The sequence below is a fragment of the Burkholderia sp. MSMB1589WGS genome (genome assembly GCF_001636105.1).
Lineage (GTDB): Bacteria > Pseudomonadota > Gammaproteobacteria > Burkholderiales > Burkholderiaceae > Burkholderia > Burkholderia humptydooensis.
The window spans coordinates 717,953-735,342 of the sequence record NZ_LNJT01000008.1 but is presented as its reverse complement, the minus strand read 5'-3'; the positions used below and the strand labels follow the sequence as shown (position 1 = coordinate 735,342).

Below are 17,390 nucleotides of genomic sequence, written 5' to 3'. Positions count from 1 at the left end.
TCTTCGCTTCGCAGCGTCATTCTCACTGGAGTTCCGATGTCGTTTCCGCTTTCGCCGGCACTGCGCCGCACGACCCTGTTTGCGCGCCGCGCTCTGGCCGCCTCGCTCACCGCCGCGCTGGCCTTCGCCGCCGCCGGCACGCCGCAAGCCGCGCACGCGGAAGGCCGCATCCGCATCGCCGAGCAGTTCGGCGTCGTCTACCTGATGCTGAACGTCGCGCGCGACCAGCAACTGATCGAGAAGGAAGGGCGCAAGGCCGGCCTCGACATCAAGGTCGACTGGGTGCGGCTGTCGGGCGGTGCGGCCGTGAACGACGCGCTGCTGTCGGGCGCGGTCGACATCGCCGGCGCGGGCGTCGGGCCGCTGCTGACCGTGTGGGATCGCACCCGCGGCCGGCAGAACGTGAAGGGCGTCGCGTCGCTCGGCAATTTTCCGTACTACCTCGTCAGCAGCAACCCGAACGTGAAGACGATCGCCGACCTGGGCGCGAAGGACCGCATCGCGGTGCCGGCCGTCGGCGTGTCGGTGCAGTCGCGCGTGCTGCAGTACGCAGCCGCGAAGCAATGGGGCGACAAGCAGTTCGACAAGCTCGATCCGCTCACGCAGGCCATTCCGCATCCCGACGCGACGGCCGCGATCCTCGCGAACAGCAACGTGATTACCGGCCACTTCGGCAATCCGCCGTTCCAGGAGCAGGAACTCGCGGGCAATCCGAACGCTCACATCGTGCTGAATTCCTACGACGTGCTCGGCGGCCCGAGCTCCGCGACGGTGCTGTACGCGACCGGGAAATTCCGCGACGACAACCCGAAGACGTATCGCGCGTTCGTCGCCGCGCTCGCCGATGCGGCGCGCCAGATCGCGGCCGACCCCGAGCGCGCGGCCGACACCTATATTCGCGTAAACGACTCGAAGATCGATCGCGCGTTGTTGCTGAAGATCCTGCGCAATCCGCAGGTGCAGTTCAAGACGGCACCGCAGAACACGCTGAAGCTCGCGCAGTTCATGTATCGCACCGGTGCGATCCGCAACGAGCCGAAGTCGTGGCGCGATTACTTCTTCGACGATCCGGCGACGGCCGGCGGCAGTTGAGCGGCGGTGGCGTTGCGACGTCGCGATCGACGCTTATGCGTCGACGCGGTTTCGATATGCGCAATCGTTGGTTGGGCCGCGCACCGCGCCGCCGTATGTTGATGCTTTACCCGCAAGAGTTTCGATCGTGAACGCCACTTCTCCCCGAATCGGGTTGCCGCCCTATGCGGCGCGCGGTGCCGCTGCGCCGGGCGCGCCTCCCGCCACAGACGCGGCCCGCACCGCGAGCCGGCCCGCGCCGCAGGCCGCGCCGGCCGGCGCGCACAGCGAGCGCCTGCTGGCGGTCGAGCGCGTGAGCCTCGAATACCGAACCGGCGCGCGGATCGTCCGCGCGACCCACCAGGTCAGCTTCGACGTGTACGGCAGCGACCGTTTCGTGCTGCTCGGCCCGTCGGGTTGCGGCAAGTCGACGTTGCTGAAGGCGATCGCCAGCTTCATCGAGCCCGTGTCGGGTTCGATCGCGCTCGATGGCCGGCCCGTGCACGGGCCGGGCCCCGACCGCATCGTCGTGTTCCAGGAATTCGACCAGTTGCCGCCGTGGAAGACGGTCGTCGAGAACGTCGCGTTTCCGTTGCGTGCGGCCGCGAAGCTGTCGCGCGCCGAGGCGCGCGAGCGCGCGCTGCACTATCTCGACAAGGTCGGCCTCGCCGCGTTCGCCGACGCGTATCCGCATACGCTGTCCGGTGGCATGAAGCAGCGCGTCGCGATCGCGCGCGCACTCGCGATGCAGCCGCGCGTGCTGCTGATGGACGAGCCGTTTGCCGCGCTCGACGCGCTCACGCGCCGCAAGATGCAGGAAGAACTGCTGCGGCTGTGGGACGAGTTCCGCTTCACGCTGCTGTTCGTCACGCATTCGATCGAGGAGGCGCTCGTGATCGGCAACCGGATCCTGCTGCTGTCGCCGCATCCGGGCCGCGTGCGCGCGGAGCTCAACAGCCACGACCATTCGCTCGACAGCGTCGGCAGCGGCGACTTCCGCGACAGCGTCGCGCGCATTCATCGCCTGCTGTTCGATACTGGCGTGGCGAACGAAACGCATGCCGCGCCGGCCACGGAGGCAACCGCATCATGAGCGCGATCGATCCGGTCCTGCCGCCGCTGCCGCCCGTTCGCGCCGAATACGTGCACGCGCTCGACACACCGCCCGCCGCCGAGCGTGCGACACCCGCGCCGCTGTTGCGTCGGATCGTCGGCGCGAGCGGGTTTCGTCGCGCCGTGATCGCGCTCGTGCTGATCGCCGCGTGGGAAATCGTCGCGCGCATCGTCGCGAACGATCTGCTCGTGCCGACCTTCGGCGCGACGCTGGCCGCGTTCGTGCAAGGCATCGCGTCGGGCGAACTGCTCGTGAAGACGGGTATCTCGATTTCGGTGCTGCTGCGCGGCTATGCGCTCGGCGTGCTGTTCGCGTTCGTGCTGACGTCGCTCGCGGTGTCGACGCGCATCGGCCGCGACGTGCTGTCGATGCTCACGTCGATGTTCAATCCGCTGCCGTCGATCGCGTTGCTGCCGATCGCACTGCTGTGGTTCGGGCTCGGCACCGGCAGCCTGCTGTTCGTGCTCGTGCACGCGGTGCTGTGGCCGCTCGCGCTCAGCATGTACACGGGTTTCGCCGGCGTGCCGGCCACGCTGAAGATGGCCGGGCGCAACTACGGCCTCACGGGCCTGCGCCAGATCGCGCTGATCCTCGTGCCGGCCGCGCTGCCGTCGATCCTGTCGGGGCTGCGCGTCGGCTGGGCATTCGCGTGGCGCACGCTGATCGCGGCGGAGCTCGTGTTCGGCGCGAGCGCGGGGCAGGGCGGACTCGGCTGGTACATCTTCCAGAACCGCAACGAGCTGTATACCGACCGCGTGTTCGCGGGCCTCGCGGCCGTCATCGTGATCGGCCTGCTCGTCGAGCACCTCGTGTTCGATACGCTCGAACGCGTGACCGTGCGCCGCTGGGGCATCCAGCACTGAGCGCATCGCTGCAAGTGCCTGCGCATTCCCGGCGCACGCATAACCAAAGCTGAAATCGGTTTTTCACGCACGCCGGATGCGTCCCTATACTTTTCGGTGCCGCCTGCGGGCTGCGGCGGCGGATCGCGCAATCGTGCGGCGAGCCCTCGCCTTTCGGGATGAGGAACCGCTGAATGAATGCCCGTCATGGCGCCGATACGCGCGACGCACTGCACGCCGCGCTCGCCGCATTGCCCGACCTCGCGATCGGGATCGGGCGCGATGCCGCCCAACGCGAAGCACGTCGCGAACTGCCATTCGAAGGTTTCGCGCTCTTTCGCCGCTCCGCCCTCGGCGTGCTGCGGATGCGAGAACACGACCGTGCTGCGCCGCGACGGCGAGCATCATCGCGTGACGGGCCGCAAATACTATTCGACGGGCACCGCGTTTGCCGATTTCGCGCGCATCAACGTCGAGAGCGAGCAGGGCGACCCGCTCGCCTTGATCATTCCGGTCGCGCGCGATGGCGTGCAGGTGCTCGACGACTGGGACGGCATGGGCCAGCGCATGACCGCGAGCGGCAGCCTGCTGCTGCACGACGTGCAGGTGTTCGCGGACGAAATCGCGGCGCGCGACGGCTCGACGCTCGTCGGGCGCCACTGCGGTGCGCTGCGGCAACTGCATCTCGTCGCGACGGCCGCGGGCATCGTGCGCAACGTGGTGGCCGACGCGCGCCGCTACGTGCTCGCGCACGGCCGGCCGGTGCTGCACAGCCCGGCGCCGACCGCGCGCGACGATCACTTCATCCAGCAGATACCCGACCGAAGGACGCGTGTTCTGATCCCGCTGCGCCCGCAGCCCACTTCCCGGAAAACCTCCTGATGACGACCCGTACCGGCCACCTGCACCTTGGCGCGTTCCTGTATCCGACCGGCCATCACATCGCCGCATGGCGCCACCCTGGGTCACAGGCGGATGCCGGCGTCGACTTTCGTCACTACGTGCGGCTTGCGCAGGCGGCCGAGGCCGCGAAGTTCGATCTCGTGTTTCTCGCGGACGGCGTCGGCACGCGCGGCGACGACGTCGAGTTCCTGAGCCGCACCGCGCACAGCTACGTCGCGCAGTTCGAACCGCTGACGCTGCTGTCCGCGCTCGCGGCCGTCACCGAGCGCATCGGCCTCGTCGGTACCGCATCGACGAGCTTCAACGAGCCGTTCCACATCGCGCGCAAGTTCGCGTCGCTCGATCACATCAGCGGCGGCCGCGCAGGATGGAACCTCGTCACGTCGTCGAGCGCGCACGAAGCGCGCAACTTCAACCGCGACGCGCATTTCGATCATGGCGAACGCTATGCACGCGCGGAGGAGTTTGCCGACGTCGTGCGCGGGCTGTGGGACAGTTGGGACGACGACGCGTTCGTGCGCGATCGCGCAAGCGGCCGCTTCTTCGATCCCGACAAACGCCAGGTGCTCGATCATCGCGGCCGCTTCTTCCAGGTGCGCGGGCCGCTGAACGTCGCGCGCGCGCCGCAGGGGCATCCGGTTGTCGTGCAGGCCGGTTCGTCGCCGGCCGGCACGCGGCTGGCCGCGCGTACGGCCGAGGTGATCTTCACCGCCCAGCAGACGCTCGACGACGCGATTGCGTTCTACGCGGACGTGAAGGGCCAGCTCGCCGCGTTCGGCCGCGACCCCGACACGCTGAAGATCATGCCGGGCGTCTTTCCGGTGGTCGGCCGCACCGAAAGCGAAGCGAAGGAGAAATTCGACGCGCTGCAGGCGCTGATCGACCCGAAGGTCGGGCTCGCGCTCGTGTCCGGCCTGACGGGCGGCGTCGATCTGTCCGCGTATCCGCTCGACGGCCCGATCCCGCCGCTGCCGGAAACCAATGCGAGCAAGAGCCGGCAGACGCTGACGCTCGAACTCGCGCGCCGCGAGAACCTGACGATACGCGAACTCTATCTGCGCATCGCGGGTGCGCGCGGTCACTGGCAGCTCGTCGGCACGCCGGAGCAGATCGTCGACGCGCTCGAGGAACGGTTCGTGCGTTACGGCGCGGACGGCTACAACGTGATGGCGCCGACCTTGCCCGGCGGCCTCGACGATTTCATCGAACTTGTGCTACCCGAACTGCGGCGTCGCGGGCTGTTTCGCAGCGAGTACGGCGGTCGCACGCTGCGCGATCATCTCGGACTGCAGCGGCCCGCGTGGCGCCCGTTCGCCGCGCCGGCCGCGGCGGCGACGCCGGCCGCGCCCGCCGCCTGAATTCAGCGTCGCAGGCCGGCGTCGCGCAGCAGCGGCAGCACGCGCGCGCCGAAGAAGTCGAGATCCGGCTTGAAGTCGTAGAAGCTCAACTGGATGCCGTCGATGCCGGCCCGATGCAGTCGCACGATGTAGTCGGCGACTTCCTCGGGCGAGCCGGTGATCGAGATGTTGCCGCCGATCGCGCGCGCGGCCGCCTGTGCGCGTTGTTCGAAGCCGCCGCGCCACGCATGCGCGTCGCTGTCGAAGCGATGGAAGCTGCCTTCGTCCGCATGCGCGACGATCGCGTCGCGGTATGCGCGTGCTTCGGCCGTCGTCTCGCGGCAGATCACGAGCGGATTGAGCAGCGTGCGGATCGTCCGGCCACGCTCGGCGGCTGCTGCCTTGACTCGGGCCGTATGCGCGGGCAGCGCGTCGAGCGCGAGATCGACGTCCGGGCCGGCCGGGCTCGTGATGAACACGATGTCCGAATAGCGGGCCGCGAAATCGATGCCCGCGTCGGAGCCCGTCGCGTTGATCAGGAGCGGGCGGCCGTAGCGTGGCTTCGGCGTGACGAACGCGCTGGAGAGCCGCCAGCTCGACAGCGCGGGAGCGTAGCTGAAGTTGTCCGGTTGCGCCCACAACTGACTGACCGCGTCGACGAATTCCGCCGCCATCTCGTAGCGCCGGTCGTGCTCGATCCGGTTCCAGCCGAACATCTCGTGCTCGATCGCGCGGTGGCCGGTCACGACGTTGATGCCCCAGCGTCCGCGCGAGATGTGATCGAGCGTCGCCGTGAACTTCGCGAAATGCAGCGGATGCCACGGCCCGTAGAGCACGTGGCTCGTCGCGACGAGGATGATTCGTTCCGTGCGCGCCGTGAGCGCCGCCAGTGTCATGAACGAGTCGAGCGCCTGGCCGTCGAACACGCCGCCGTAGCCGCCTTTCGGCAGCCACTGCGACAGCGCGAACACGAGATCGAAACCGAGTGCTTCGGCGCGCGCGACCAGGTCGGCGTTGTAGTCGAACGTCCAGTCGGTCGAGCGCGGCAGCGTCGATGCGCTCCAGCCGCCGGCCTGGATCGGCAGGAACAGCCCGAGCATCAGCGGCTGCGCGAGCACGCGCGACACGGGGCTGCCGGGGAAATCGGCCGGTGAACGGACGTTGACGAACGGCGTTGGCGCGAGCGGTGCATCGGCCTGGGCGGCGACGGAGGGGGCGGTCAAGGTGGGCTCCATACGGGACGCGCTGGCGCCGAACGAAAGAATCCGGCACGATGCCGGCGGTCGCGGAATGGCGATAGCCGGTGTGCTGGCCGGCGGATCGCGTCGCGTCACATCTGTCCCGGCCGCGGGTCGGGCACGAAGCCGTCGCGGTTCGGCATCTTCACGCGCGGCAGCGTGCGTGCGTCGAGCGTTGCGTCGTCGGGCACGATGCCGTTCAGGCGCAGCACGTATGCGGTGACCGCATAGACTTCGTCCGCGCTCAGCGATTGCGGCGCGTTGTACGGCATCGCACGGCGGATGTAATCGAACAGCGTCGTCGCATACGGCCAGTAGCTGCCGACCGTCTTCTTCGGCTTCGCACCGGCGAGCGAGCCGATGCCGCCGACAAGCGGATCGCCGATACCGCCCTGGCCGCCGGTGCCATGACACATCGCGCACTTGTCCGCGAACACGTGCGCGCCGCGCGCGACCGTGCCCGCGCCGCGTGGCAGGCCGCTGCCGTCGGGCGCCACGTCGATGTCCCATGCGGCGAGCGCCGCGCGGTCGACCGGCTGACCCAGACCGAAGCCTGCGCCGAACGCGGGCAACGCTGGCGGCGCGATTGCGCCGATCGTTCCCGACGCAATCGCGAGCGACGCGAGCCGTCGCGCAATCATCTTACGCATTGCGCACCTCGCCGTCCGCGCCGACGCGCCAGTTCTGGATGCCGTTGTAGTGGTATTGCGAGTTGACGCCGCGTGCGGCGACGAGCGCGGCCCGGGTCGGCTGGACGTAGCCCGTATCGTCGGTCGCGCGGCTTTGCAGGTCGGCCGGCTCGCCGTTCCAGACCCAGTCCGCTTCGAAGCGCGTCAGCGCGCGATCGCGCACGTCGCCCGCAAGCCGCGCGGTGCGCCAGGTGCGACCGCCGTCGGTCGAGACGTCGACCGCGCGAACCCGACCGCGCCCCGACCACGCATAGCCGCTGATCGGGTAATAGCCGTGCGACGCGAGCCGGTGGCCGGCCGACGGGCGCGTGATTACCGATTTCGCGTCCATCTCGAACACGAACTGGCGTGCGCAGCCGTTCGGCAACAGGTTCGTGTATTTCGACGTTTCCTCGCGCGTCATCTCCGGCGCGCGAACCAGCTTCAGCCGCCGCAGCCACTTGATGTTCGTGTTGCCTTCGAAACCCGGCACGATCAGCCGCACCGGATAGCCGTTCTCGGGGCGCAGCCGCTCGCCGTTCTGCGCATAGACGACGAGCGCGCGTTCGAGAATCCGGTCGAGCGGCAGGCTGCGGGTCATCGCCGCGCCGTCCGCGCCTTCGGCAAGCAGCCACTGCGCGGCCGGGTCGATGCCCGTTTCGTCGAGCAGCGTCGACAGCCGCACGCCCGTCCATTCGCAGCACGACAGCAGCCCGTGCGTGAACTGGACGGGCAGCCCGCTCGGGCCGTTCCATTCGCTGCCGGTATTGCCCGAGCATTCGAGGAAGTGGATGCGTGACTCCGACGGAAAGCGCAGCAGGTCGTCGAGCGTGAAGATGCGCGGTTCGCGCACGAGGCCGTGCACGACGACGCGATGGCGTTGCGCGTCGATGTCGGGCACGCCGGCATGATGGCGCTCGTAGACGAGACCGTTCGGCGTGATGTCGCCGAACAGGTCGGCGAGCGGCGTCATCGACGAGCCGGCGCCGGGCAGCGCCGGCGTGCGCGCGCTGCGACGGACGACGTCGCGTTCATGCGCGCCCGGCAGGCCATACGGGGGCGACAGCAACGGTGCGCCGGGCGTGCGCGTCCATGGCGGCACATCCAGCGGTGCAGGCGGCGGGCTTGCGAGCGCGCCGCCGGCCGGCAGCATCGCCGCCGCCCAGCCGCCGGCGAGCTGGCGCAGCGCCGCGCGTCGGCCGGTGCGGCGTGGGCGGGAAGGAGAGTCGGTCATGTTCGAAGCCGTGCCGCGCGCGGGCGCGGCATCATGCGGAAAAACGGACATTCTCGGCAACCGGGCGTGGCGCGACAAACAACGATTCCCGCTTTGCTTATCGCGCCGCGCCCGTCGCCCCCGCGGTGTGCGCGATCAGCACTTCACGCGCAGCCCGCTGACGAGTGCGGCCTGGCGATTCGTCGACGATGCGGTGCCGATGTTCGAGATCGCTGCGATCTTGCGATAGCCGCCCGACGTCGCGGTGTTCGCATCGCCGGCCGCGAGCTGGTAGATGCCGGACAGATAGATGTCGGTGCGTTTCGACAACGCGTAGTCGAACCCGAGCGTGAACTGGTGCCAGCGCGGCTTCAGTGTCTGGCCGCCGGTGCCCGGCAGGCCGCTCGCGCGTCCGTCGGTGAACGTGTAGACGCCGATCAGCGTCGCCGCCGGCGTGATCTGGTAACGCCCGTTCACGTCGTAGTTGTTGAACTTGCGTGACGAGCCGTCGACGTAGTCGAGTTGCGTGTGGCTCCACGCGAAGCCGAACAGCTTTTCCCGAAACGATCCCGGCACACCGGCCACCGGGTGGCGCCCGCGCCGCGTCAGTTCGGGAACGAGCAGGCGCGCGATCTGCCGGTACGAGTCCGGCAGCGTCAGATAACCGCGCTCACACACATCGATGCCGACGGCCGACCGCTGATAGCTGAACTGGGTTGCACGGCGTGGTGTGCGGACCTGGGTTCGCCGGCTCTTGGAGCGGGCGTGGCTGCCGGTGGCGTAACGGCACCGCGCTCGAGTCGCACGCCCAGAACATGGTGCTGTAGCACGCCGACGGGATGCCCACGCGTGTCGCCCTGAAGGACTTTCACGACGGCGTGCGGTACTTGAAGCAATGGCTGTCGGTGGCTCCGCCGGCACTCGACGCTCCGCCTGCCGAGCACGCGCGAGTCAATCCCAATTCGTTCATCGAGACCGACGACGCCGACCAGTTGCGCGATTTCACGTGCGATGCGCTGTTCTTCGTCAATCTCGCGGAGATCGCCTGGTTCTTCTCCTGCCATCTCAATCTGGAGGAGGCTGAATTCTGGGCGATCGTCTCTCGCGCGATCCATGAGTATCAGGTTCAGTGTCCGGATCTCGCGGAACGCTTCGCATTGTTCGACTGCTTTGCACCGGAGATGGAGATCGAGCTGCTTGCCAGCCGCCGCTTCCTGCCCGAGATTCGTCTGCGGACACGCGCGACGGCGAATCCACTCGCACAGCCGGAGTACGCATGACATCGAACACGCTACCGCCGCGTTCGCTGAAGTCGCGGATCGGAGATTCCGACGGACCATCGCTGGTCGGGTTGTTTTGCTCGACGCCGGCGCCGCTGACCGTCGAGCTCATCGCTGCCGCAGGTTTCGATTTCGTCGTGATCGACCTTGAACACACGCTGATCGACGACGTGCTTGCGCGCGATGTAGAGATTGCGCATTTGCGTGTCGGTGGCCGTATCGTGTTCAGACTGGCGGGTGCCTATGGATGGCACATATCGCATCATGATTTCCTGAGCCATCCGCATCCTGAGCGCAAGTTTGTCGGGGTGTCGCAGAATGCGGACCTTCATTCGCCGATACCGAACTGCAATATCTCCCTGGTTTTGTGTCAGGGCGATATGCGGAGCGGGGTTTGATTCCGGGGCAGTGGCCCGATAGGCTTCGCTGCACAGAGGGTTTTGAACAGGAATTGAAATCATTCGCACTACGCGACGATTGACTTGCTTGATTGGCCTCTTTCGCTGAGAAGTCGTTTGCGAGTGGCCCGGTCGCCGACTATTGTAGGTTCTGGATAGGTCGTGTGCATGCACAGGCTGAACGGGAGAGCTGTGATGAAAGGCGACAAGAATGTCATCGATTATCTGAACGCTCAACTCAAGAACGAGCTGACGGCGATCAACCAGTATTTCCTGCACGCTCGTATGTATCGTCATTGGCAGCTCAACAAGCTGGGCAAGCATGAATATGAGGAATCGATCGACGAGATGAAACATGCGGACGCACTCATCGAGCGCATATTCATGCTCGACGGATTGCCGAATCTTCAGGATCTGCACAAACTTCTCATCGGCGAACACACGGAAGAGATTCTCGAATGCGACCTGAAGCTCGAGCGGGTTGCACAGGCAACCTGCAAGGAAGGGATCGCGTACTGCGAATCGGTGCAGGACTACGTGTCGCGCGAAATTCTCGAGAACATTCTCGACGACACGGAAGAGCACATCGACTGGCTGGAAACGCAGTTGGAACTGGTTCAGAAGGTCGGCATCCAGAACTACCTGCAATCGGGCATGACCTCGCTCGACTCATGAGCGTATAGGACGCCGTTGCCGGATGCAATGTTGCGCATTGCGTGAGACTGCTTGCCCGCCGACACCGCCGTTCGGGCACCCTTCCGATTCGACTGATTTGCTCGAAGACGCAAATATCGCGGGCGGGGTGACGCTCGTTCGATTGTCCCCGACGAGGCAGGGCGCCTTCATGACACACTTGCGATCTCCGGCATTCGAATGAATGCTCACACGCGCGAAGGCACGCCGCGCTTCTCGGACGCAGGAAAAACCATACCTCGCGTCCGTGCCCCGAGTTGATCTATGCCAACGTTAACGAACGCTTAAAGCATTTGCGGCACGTGATGTAGCAGGGAATCCTTGCGTAAGACCATAAAGCCATTTACTCGGAACTGGCTCGGGCAGGGATACGAAATTCGCGGGCAACGTCAGTCGGTACTGTGGAGCGATTTGCGATCTCTACGAAGACGAATTGAACCAGCAGTTCGAGCGCGTCGTTTCGGGACATCGCTTCAAGTTCCACGCCGCGTCTCTTGTGATCGACGGAGTGTGTCCCGAATGTCTGGCGAAGGGCATTGGATCACGGGCTGCAACTGTCGTCGTCTGAGTGTGTCGCGAATCCCAAGGCGAAATGACGTGCGACATGCCGAAGCGGGAAACGAAAGGCGCCCATGAAAATGTCTGATGAATAGAAGGCGCTGATATCGTGGCCTATCGATGCGGCCCCTAATTGCGAAATATTGCGTAAACCGACTGAATTGGTTTATAAACGCGAATGATTCGTATTTGGCTTCTTGTCATTCACGTTTGACGCAGAAGGGGTGCTCCATGTCCGCCGCTCAACTTGCCCTCCACCTGGATGTGCAGGCTCTTTATCGCGACCACCACGGCTGGTTGCAGGGATGGTTGCGCAGGCGGCTGGGTAACGCTTTCGATGCTGCGGACCTTGCCCAGGACGCGTTTCTCCGCCTGATCCTCAAGCCGGCGCCCAAGGGGTTCGACAGCGACGCCGAGGCACGCGCCTACTTGCGTGCGATGGCACAGGGCATGTGCATCGACCTGTTCCGCCGCCGTCAGGTCGAGCAGGCGTGGCTCGACGCGCTTGCCGCCCAGCCGGAACCTTGCGAGCCCTCGCCCGAATATCGCGCGATCGTCATCGAGACGCTGATGGAAGTCGGCGCGCTCATCAGCCGGCTGTCGGATAAAGCGAGGGACGCATTCGTCATGGCGCAGATCCACGGCCTCTCCACTCGCGAGATTGCTGCCGAGCTCGGCGTTTCCGACCGAATGGTGCAGAAGTATCTCGCCCAGGCGATGTTGCAGCTCGCGTTGCTCGACGCCGGCATCAAGCACTGACCGATGGCTGTCCCGTCGTCCTCGTCCGCTGCCGAATCCGGCGTCCAGGCGGATTTCGAAAGTCTCGAACAAGCTGCCAACTGGTATGCGCTCCTGCATGCCGATGGCGGAAGCGGCGAGCATCGCTCCGCGTGGGCGCAGTGGCTGGCGGAGCGGCCGGAGCATCGGCGTGCGTGGGCACATGTCGAAGCGGTCAGCCTCCGGTTTGAGCCGCTGAGAGGCGAGAGCGCAGCCGAGCGCAATGCTGCCGCGGCGGCCGTGCATGTTTCCTCGACGCGCGCGGCGAGCCGGCGCCATGTGCTGGGCAGTCTCGCGGCGCTGGCCGGAACCGGTCTCGCCGGATGGCTCGCATGGCATTTCACGCCGCTGCCGGAGCGCATCGTCGCGTTGCGATCGGACTACCGTACCGGGATCGGCGAGCGGCGGGACGTGCAGCTCGCCGACGGCACGCGCGTCTGGCTGAACGCGAACAGCGCGTTCGATGTTCACTACGACGATACGCGGCGTCTGCTGACGTTGACGATGGGCGAAATCCTCATCGATACGGCCAAGGACCGCCAGGGGCGGCCATTCTTCGTCGACACGCCGAACGGCCGGATGCAGGCGTTGGGCACCCGGTTCACTGTACGTCAGTCCGACACGCACACGCTGCTGGCCGTGTTCAACGGCCGTGTCGAGATTCGCAACCGGGCCGGTCATGTCGAAATCGTGCCGGCCGGACAGCAGCGGCAGTTCACGGCGGAGGCGATCCTCGCGCCGGAGCGGGCCGATCCCGCGCGCGAAGCGTGGTCGCGCGGCGTGATCCTGGCTGACGACGTTACGCTCGGTGCGCTGATCGCCGAGCTGGATCGCTATCAGCACGGGCACATCGGCGTCGATCCGTCGGTGGCGGGCATTCGTGTGGTAGGCCGTTTTCCGGCCGACAACCCCGGCCGGATGCTCGCGATGCTCGAACGCGATCTGCCGATCCGGGTACGTCGCACGTTGCCGTGGTGGGTCACGATCGACGCCCGGTGACTGGCGCGTCCGAGCGCTATCTCACCTGCACTAAAAAAATTTCCAATTCTGGTTCGCATTTCCGGGCGTCATCCGATTAACAGATGAAAGAGGACCATTCGGAGATCAATCAGTGCTCTGAATGCCGACCCGGCGCCACGAGGCGGAGCACCAGCTCCGGCCTGACGGCGCCTGTTTCCGGACGGAAGCAGGCGTCGTGCGATGGCGACAGTCGCAGCCAGCATGGCGCCGCCCGAACGATCGGGCGCGGCCGCTATCAAGCCAAGGTATCCGGCTCTGTTAGACGCGCGATGGACCTCCCCTTGCTCACTTCATTCTCAAGGAATGCCGTCCATGCATCGCCCGTCGTGTTCGTCGAATCCCCCCGGTATTTCGTTGCCAGCGTGTAACCGCGCACGGATGCGCACCGCCCACCGTCCCACCGCGCACGCGGTACGGTGTGCCGTTCTCGGCATCGCGCTCGCCGGGAGCGGCGCGTGGCAGGCGGCATCTGCGCAGTCGGCCGCCGGCGCGGCGGCGCAAGCCGCCACCCGGCGATACGACATTCCGGCCGGCCCGCTGTCGGCGTCGCTGAACCGTCTTGCCGATCAGGCCAACGTGATGCTGAGCGTGCCGGGCGACCTGACGGCCGGGAAGACCAGCGCGGGCATCCACGGCACCTACTCGGTGCAGGGCGCGTTCCAGGCGCTGTTGAATGGTACGGGTCTGGAACCCGTACGGCAGTCCGACGGCAGCTTTTCGCTGCGTCCGGCTTCTGCGGCAGCAGGTGCCGAAGCTGCCGTACTGCCGGCCGTGAAGGTCCTCGGCAAGCGAATCGACGACGCAGTACCCGAGGTCTATGCGGGTGGTCAGGTGGCACAGGGAGCGAAGGTCGGCATGCTCGGCAATCGCGACTACATGGATACGCCGTTCAGCATCTCCAGCTATACGGAAAAGCTGATCCGCGACCAGCAGGCGACGAGCGTCGCGGACCTGCTGACCACCACGGACCCGTCGGTCCGCGCCGCGATCGACAGCACCAACCGCTATGACGCGATCACGATCCGCGGGTTGCGCGTCGAGAACAGCGAAATCGCGCTCAACGGACTCTACGGGCTCGTGCCCGCCTATCGTGTCGGCGCCGATCCGGTTGAACGGGTCGAAATCCTCAAGGGGCCGGGTGCCTTGCTGAACGGGATGATGCCGCAGGGCAGCGTCGGCGGCAGCGTGAACGTCGTGACGAAGCGCGCTGACGATACGCCGCTCAACCGCCTCACGGCGGAATATGCGTCGAGCTCGGTGTTCGGCGGTCATGCCGACATCGGCAGGCGCTTCGGCCAGAACGGCGAGTTCGGCGTGCGCGTCAACGCGGCCCACCGCGAAGGCGATACGCCGATCGACGAACAATCGCGGCGGAACACGTCGCTGTCGGTTGGGCTCGACTACCGCGGCAGCCGCCTGCGCGCGTCCGGCGACGTGATCTACCAGGAAGACTTCATGCGTGCGCCGGTGCGCGGCTACACGCCGATCGCCGGCATCGCGGTGCCGGCGGCGCCCGATTCGCGGACCAATCTCGCGCAGACGTTTTCCTATTCGAATTCCCACAGTCTGACGGCGCTCGGGCGTGCCGAATACGACCTGTCGTCGAATGTGACGCTGTTCGGTGCGGTCGGCATGAACCGGTTCGGCTACGACAAGCTGGAAGACCCGGGTGCGACGATCGTCAATGCGCAAGGTGACGCGACGTCGCTGTCGCGATACCAGTCGGGCGCGTCGCGTGCGTTGTCGGCCGAGGCCGGTGCGCGCGCACGCTTCAAGACGGGCCCGATCGATCACCAGCTCGTCGTGAGCGGCGACTACCTGCAGCAGACGACGTGGTTCGGCCAGACCGCTTACGGCAGCTACGCGACGAACATTTACATGCCGACCCGCCTTGCCGGGCCGGGTGCGCCGGTTTCCGTGTCGCCTGAAGCGAAAGACAGCGCGCAGATTCTGCGCAGCATCGGCGTGGCCGATACGCTGTCCGCCGCCGGCGGGCTCGTGCAGCTCACGGTCGGCGTGCGTCGCCAGCAGGTGAGCAGCCGCAACTTCGACACGTCCGGAGCGGAAACGTCGCACTACGACCAGGGTGCGACGACGCCGTCCGTCGCGCTCGTCGTCCGGCCGCTCGACCAACTGTCGTTCTATGCGAACTACATCGAGGCACTGACGCCCGGTTCGGCGCCGCCGCCTGACGCGGCGAACCCGAATCAGGTATTCGCGCCGTTCAAGTCGAAGCAATACGAAGTCGGCACCAAGCTCGATCTCGGCAAGTTCGGCGCGACGCTCGGGCTGTTCCAGATCGACGTGCCGAGCGGGATCGTCGACCCGGTCAGCAAGCTGTACAGCCTCAACGGGTTGCAGCGCAATCGCGGGCTCGAACTGTCGGGTTTCGGCGAGGTGACGCGCGGCGTGCGGCTGCTCGGCGGCTTCACGTGGCTCGACGCGCGGCTTCGCCGCACGCAGGGCGGCACGTACGACGGCAATCACGCGATCGGCGCGCCGTCGCTGCAGGCGACGCTCGGCGCGGAATGGGATACGCCGTTCTTGCCGGGCGTCACGCTGACGAGCCGGATGATCTACACGGGCAAGGCCTACGTGAGCCAGGACAACACGCAGCACGTGCCGAGCTGGACGCGCTTCGATCTCGGCGGCCGCTATACGACGAAAGTGGCCGGCCGCGACGTGACGCTGCGCGCGAACGTGACGAACCTGTTCAACCGCGACTACTGGCAGGCAAACCCGACCGGGTATCTGTTCACGGGCGCGCCGCGCACGTTCTGGCTGTCGGTGTCGACCGACCTGTGACGGGCGTCGGCAGACCGGGGGCGTATGTGCCGCCCGGCCTGCCGACGATTTGCCGTTCCGATTTTCACCGTCATTGCATGAAACCTCACGGACAGTTCTGGCTCGACGCCCGGCACATCGGCGCGCTTGCCGCGCCGCTCATCCTTACCCAGCTCGCGCAGGTCGCGCTGACCACGACCGACATCGTGATGATGGGGATGCTCGGTCCGCGCGAGATCGCTGCTGGCGGTCTCGCGCTCACGTTGTTCAACCAGTTGCGCACGATGGGGACGGGCCTCGTCACGGGCACCGGCAATCTGGTCGCGTTCGCGAACGGGCAGGACGACGCCGCGCGGATCATGCGTCTCGTCCGAGCGAGCTTCGCGTTGTCGACGCTCGCCGCGCTCGCGTTCGTACTGCTGATGCTGGCCGTCGAGCGGCCGCTCGTGTGGCTCGGCCAGAATCCCGGCGTCGCGCGGCAGACCGCGCTCTATCTGGCGGCGGCAGCGCCCGGCATGCTGCCGTGCCTATGGTTCCAGTCGCTGCGCCAATACACAGTCGGGCTGCGCAAGCCGGGGCCGCTGCTCGCGATCACGGTCGTGTCGATCGCGGTCAACGCGGTGCTCGACTACGCGTTGATGTTCGGCCGCCTCGGGTTCCCCGAACTCGGCCTGACCGGCGTCGCGTGCGCGACGAGCGTGGTGTACCTGCTGTCGTTCGTCGCGTTTCTGACGATTGCGAAGCGCCGGGCGGCACTGCGGGAGCACCTGTCGCTGGCGTTCTGGCGGGCCGATGCCGATGCGTTCAGGCAGACGTTGAAGATGGGCGTGCCGATTGCCGCGACCTACGGGTCGGAGGCCGCATTCTTCACCGTGCTCACGCTCGTGATCGGCACGCTCGGCACCGATGCGCTGGCGGCTCAGACGGTCGTCAATCAGGTGATCTACATCGTGTTCATGATTTCGGTCGGGTTGTCGCACGCGTCGTCGATCAGCATCAGCCATGCATGCGCGCAGCACGACTATCGCGGTGCGCGGCGGCTCGGCTATACGGGGCTCGCGCTCGGCGTCGGCGCGATGCTGATCGTCGCGCTGCCGTACCTCGTCGCGCCGACGAGTGTGCTCGCCCCTTTTCTGGCGCGCGGCTCGGCGGCGAATGCCGACGTGCTGCGGCTCGCGGCGGGGCTGCTGACGATCGCGGCGCTGCTGCAGATCTTCGATTGCAGCCAGAACATCGGCGTCGGCATCCTGCGCGGGCTCGGCGACGTGACGAGTTCGTTCCGCATCTCGATCGTCGGCTACTGGATGATCGGGCTGCCGGTCGCGTGGGCCGCCGGCGTCAAGCTCGGCTACGGCATCTACGGCATCTGGATCGGACTCGCGATCGGGTTGGCCGCGACCTCGTCCATGCTGCTGCGCAAGTTCGAGTACCGGCTGGACGCGCTGGCGAAACAGGCCGGCGCGGCACGCTCGTGAACGGACGGCCCGTGACGGC

General features: G+C 66.7%; 12 protein-coding genes and 4 pseudogenes. 12 read left to right on the top strand and 4 right to left on the bottom strand.

What is annotated here, in order from left to right; all coding sequences use genetic code 11:
• The first annotated feature begins 36 nt into the window (after positions 1 to 36).
• The 5 genes and pseudogenes from WT16_RS21050 (at position 37) to WT16_RS21030 (ending at position 5,288) form a co-directional block, all read left to right on the top strand.
• Positions 37 to 1,092, top strand: coding sequence for an ABC transporter substrate-binding protein (locus WT16_RS21050; protein WP_006029555.1), 1,056 nt, complete (start codon positions 37 to 39; stop codon positions 1,090 to 1,092).
• A gap of 127 nt (positions 1,093 to 1,219) precedes the next feature.
• Positions 1,220 to 2,164, top strand: a complete 945-nt coding sequence (locus WT16_RS21045) for an ABC transporter ATP-binding protein (protein ID WP_231892095.1) — start codon at positions 1,220 to 1,222, stop codon at positions 2,162 to 2,164.
• Entirely contained in the window at positions 2,161 to 3,048 is an 888-nt protein-coding gene (locus tag WT16_RS21040; RefSeq protein WP_063534132.1) for an ABC transporter permease, read from the top strand. The genes WT16_RS21045 and WT16_RS21040 overlap by 4 nt, the downstream gene beginning before the upstream one ends.
• Before the next feature lie 173 nt (positions 3,049 to 3,221).
• Positions 3,222 to 3,843: pseudogene (locus tag WT16_RS21035) on the top strand (hypothetical protein); the annotation flags it as partial.
• A gap of 65 nt (positions 3,844 to 3,908) precedes the next feature.
• Positions 3,909 to 5,288: an LLM class flavin-dependent oxidoreductase gene (locus WT16_RS21030; protein ID WP_063534131.1), complete on the top strand. Its 1,380-nt coding sequence runs from the start codon at positions 3,909 to 3,911 to the stop codon at positions 5,286 to 5,288.
• 2 nt (positions 5,289 to 5,290) lie between these two features.
• Here the strand turns inward: WT16_RS21030 and WT16_RS21025 are convergent, their stop codons facing one another.
• The 4 genes and pseudogenes from WT16_RS21025 to WT16_RS21010 all read right to left on the bottom strand — a co-directional run.
• Positions 5,291 to 6,490 carry an LLM class flavin-dependent oxidoreductase gene (locus WT16_RS21025; protein WP_015604042.1) on the bottom strand — a complete coding sequence of 400 codons (1,200 nt, stop codon included), beginning with the start codon at positions 6,488 to 6,490 and terminating at the stop codon, positions 5,291 to 5,293.
• Positions 6,491 to 6,597: 107 nt separating this feature from the next.
• A complete protein-coding gene (locus WT16_RS21020) occupies positions 6,598 to 7,155 on the bottom strand; it encodes a cytochrome c (RefSeq protein ID WP_015604126.1) in 558 nt (185 codons plus the stop codon).
• The gene (gene soxC / locus WT16_RS21015) at positions 7,148 to 8,407 is read right to left on the bottom strand and encodes a sulfite dehydrogenase (protein WP_041862162.1); all 1,260 of its coding nucleotides are present in this window, start codon (positions 8,405 to 8,407) and stop codon (positions 7,148 to 7,150) included. Before soxC ends, WT16_RS21020 begins: the two co-directional genes overlap by 8 nt.
• A gap of 135 nt (positions 8,408 to 8,542) precedes the next feature.
• Positions 8,543 to 8,932, bottom strand: a pseudogene (locus WT16_RS21010) (porin); the annotation flags it as partial.
• Between the two features lie 114 nt (positions 8,933 to 9,046).
• Between WT16_RS21010 and WT16_RS35680 the strand changes: the two are divergent.
• The 7 genes and pseudogenes from WT16_RS35680 to WT16_RS20975 all read left to right on the top strand — a co-directional run.
• Positions 9,047 to 9,666: pseudogene (locus WT16_RS35680) on the top strand (IucA/IucC family C-terminal-domain containing protein); the annotation flags it as partial.
• A 167-nt stretch (positions 9,667 to 9,833) separates the two neighbouring features.
• Positions 9,834 to 10,064: pseudogene (locus WT16_RS35080) on the top strand (hypothetical protein); the annotation flags it as partial.
• A 195-nt stretch (positions 10,065 to 10,259) separates the two neighbouring features.
• Positions 10,260 to 10,739 (top strand): bacterioferritin, encoded by a 480-nt coding sequence (bfr, locus tag WT16_RS20995; RefSeq protein WP_059931472.1) that lies wholly within the window; start codon positions 10,260 to 10,262, stop codon positions 10,737 to 10,739.
• 807 nt (positions 10,740 to 11,546) lie between these two features.
• Positions 11,547 to 12,074: a sigma-70 family RNA polymerase sigma factor gene (locus WT16_RS20990; RefSeq protein WP_059931664.1), complete on the top strand. Its 528-nt coding sequence runs from the start codon at positions 11,547 to 11,549 to the stop codon at positions 12,072 to 12,074.
• Between the two features lie 3 nt (positions 12,075 to 12,077).
• On the top strand, positions 12,078 to 13,091 hold the full coding sequence (locus WT16_RS20985) for a FecR domain-containing protein (protein WP_063534129.1): 1,014 nt from the start codon (positions 12,078 to 12,080) through the stop codon (positions 13,089 to 13,091).
• 399 nt (positions 13,092 to 13,490) lie between these two features.
• On the top strand, positions 13,491 to 15,917 hold the full coding sequence (locus tag WT16_RS20980) for a TonB-dependent receptor (protein ID WP_063534128.1): 2,427 nt from the start codon (positions 13,491 to 13,493) through the stop codon (positions 15,915 to 15,917).
• 77 nt (positions 15,918 to 15,994) lie between these two features.
• On the top strand, positions 15,995 to 17,371 hold the full coding sequence (locus tag WT16_RS20975) for an MATE family efflux transporter (RefSeq protein ID WP_059931476.1): 1,377 nt from the start codon (positions 15,995 to 15,997) through the stop codon (positions 17,369 to 17,371).
• The last annotated feature ends 19 nt before the right edge of the window (positions 17,372 to 17,390 follow it).

Excerpts from the sequence above, each read along its gene's own strand:
- soxC (WP_041862162.1), bottom strand. The coding sequence starts at position 8,407 with ATGACCGACTCTCCTTCCCGCCCACGCCGCACCGGCCGACGCGCGGCG.
- WT16_RS21040 (WP_063534132.1), top strand. The coding sequence starts at position 2,161 with ATGAGCGCGATCGATCCGGTCCTGCCGCCGCTGCCGCCCGTTCGCGCC.
- WT16_RS20975 (WP_059931476.1), top strand. The coding sequence starts at position 15,995 with ATGAAACCTCACGGACAGTTCTGGCTCGACGCCCGGCACATCGGCGCG.
- WT16_RS20990 (WP_059931664.1), top strand. The coding sequence starts at position 11,547 with ATGTCCGCCGCTCAACTTGCCCTCCACCTGGATGTGCAGGCTCTTTAT.
- WT16_RS20985 (WP_063534129.1), top strand. The coding sequence starts at position 12,078 with ATGGCTGTCCCGTCGTCCTCGTCCGCTGCCGAATCCGGCGTCCAGGCG.
- WT16_RS21020 (WP_015604126.1), bottom strand. The coding sequence starts at position 7,155 with ATGCGTAAGATGATTGCGCGACGGCTCGCGTCGCTCGCGATTGCGTCG.
- WT16_RS21050 (WP_006029555.1), top strand. The coding sequence starts at position 37 with ATGTCGTTTCCGCTTTCGCCGGCACTGCGCCGCACGACCCTGTTTGCG.
- bfr (WP_059931472.1), top strand. The coding sequence starts at position 10,260 with ATGAAAGGCGACAAGAATGTCATCGATTATCTGAACGCTCAACTCAAG.
- WT16_RS21030 (WP_063534131.1), top strand. The coding sequence starts at position 3,909 with ATGACGACCCGTACCGGCCACCTGCACCTTGGCGCGTTCCTGTATCCG.
- WT16_RS20980 (WP_063534128.1), top strand. The coding sequence starts at position 13,491 with ATGCGCACCGCCCACCGTCCCACCGCGCACGCGGTACGGTGTGCCGTT.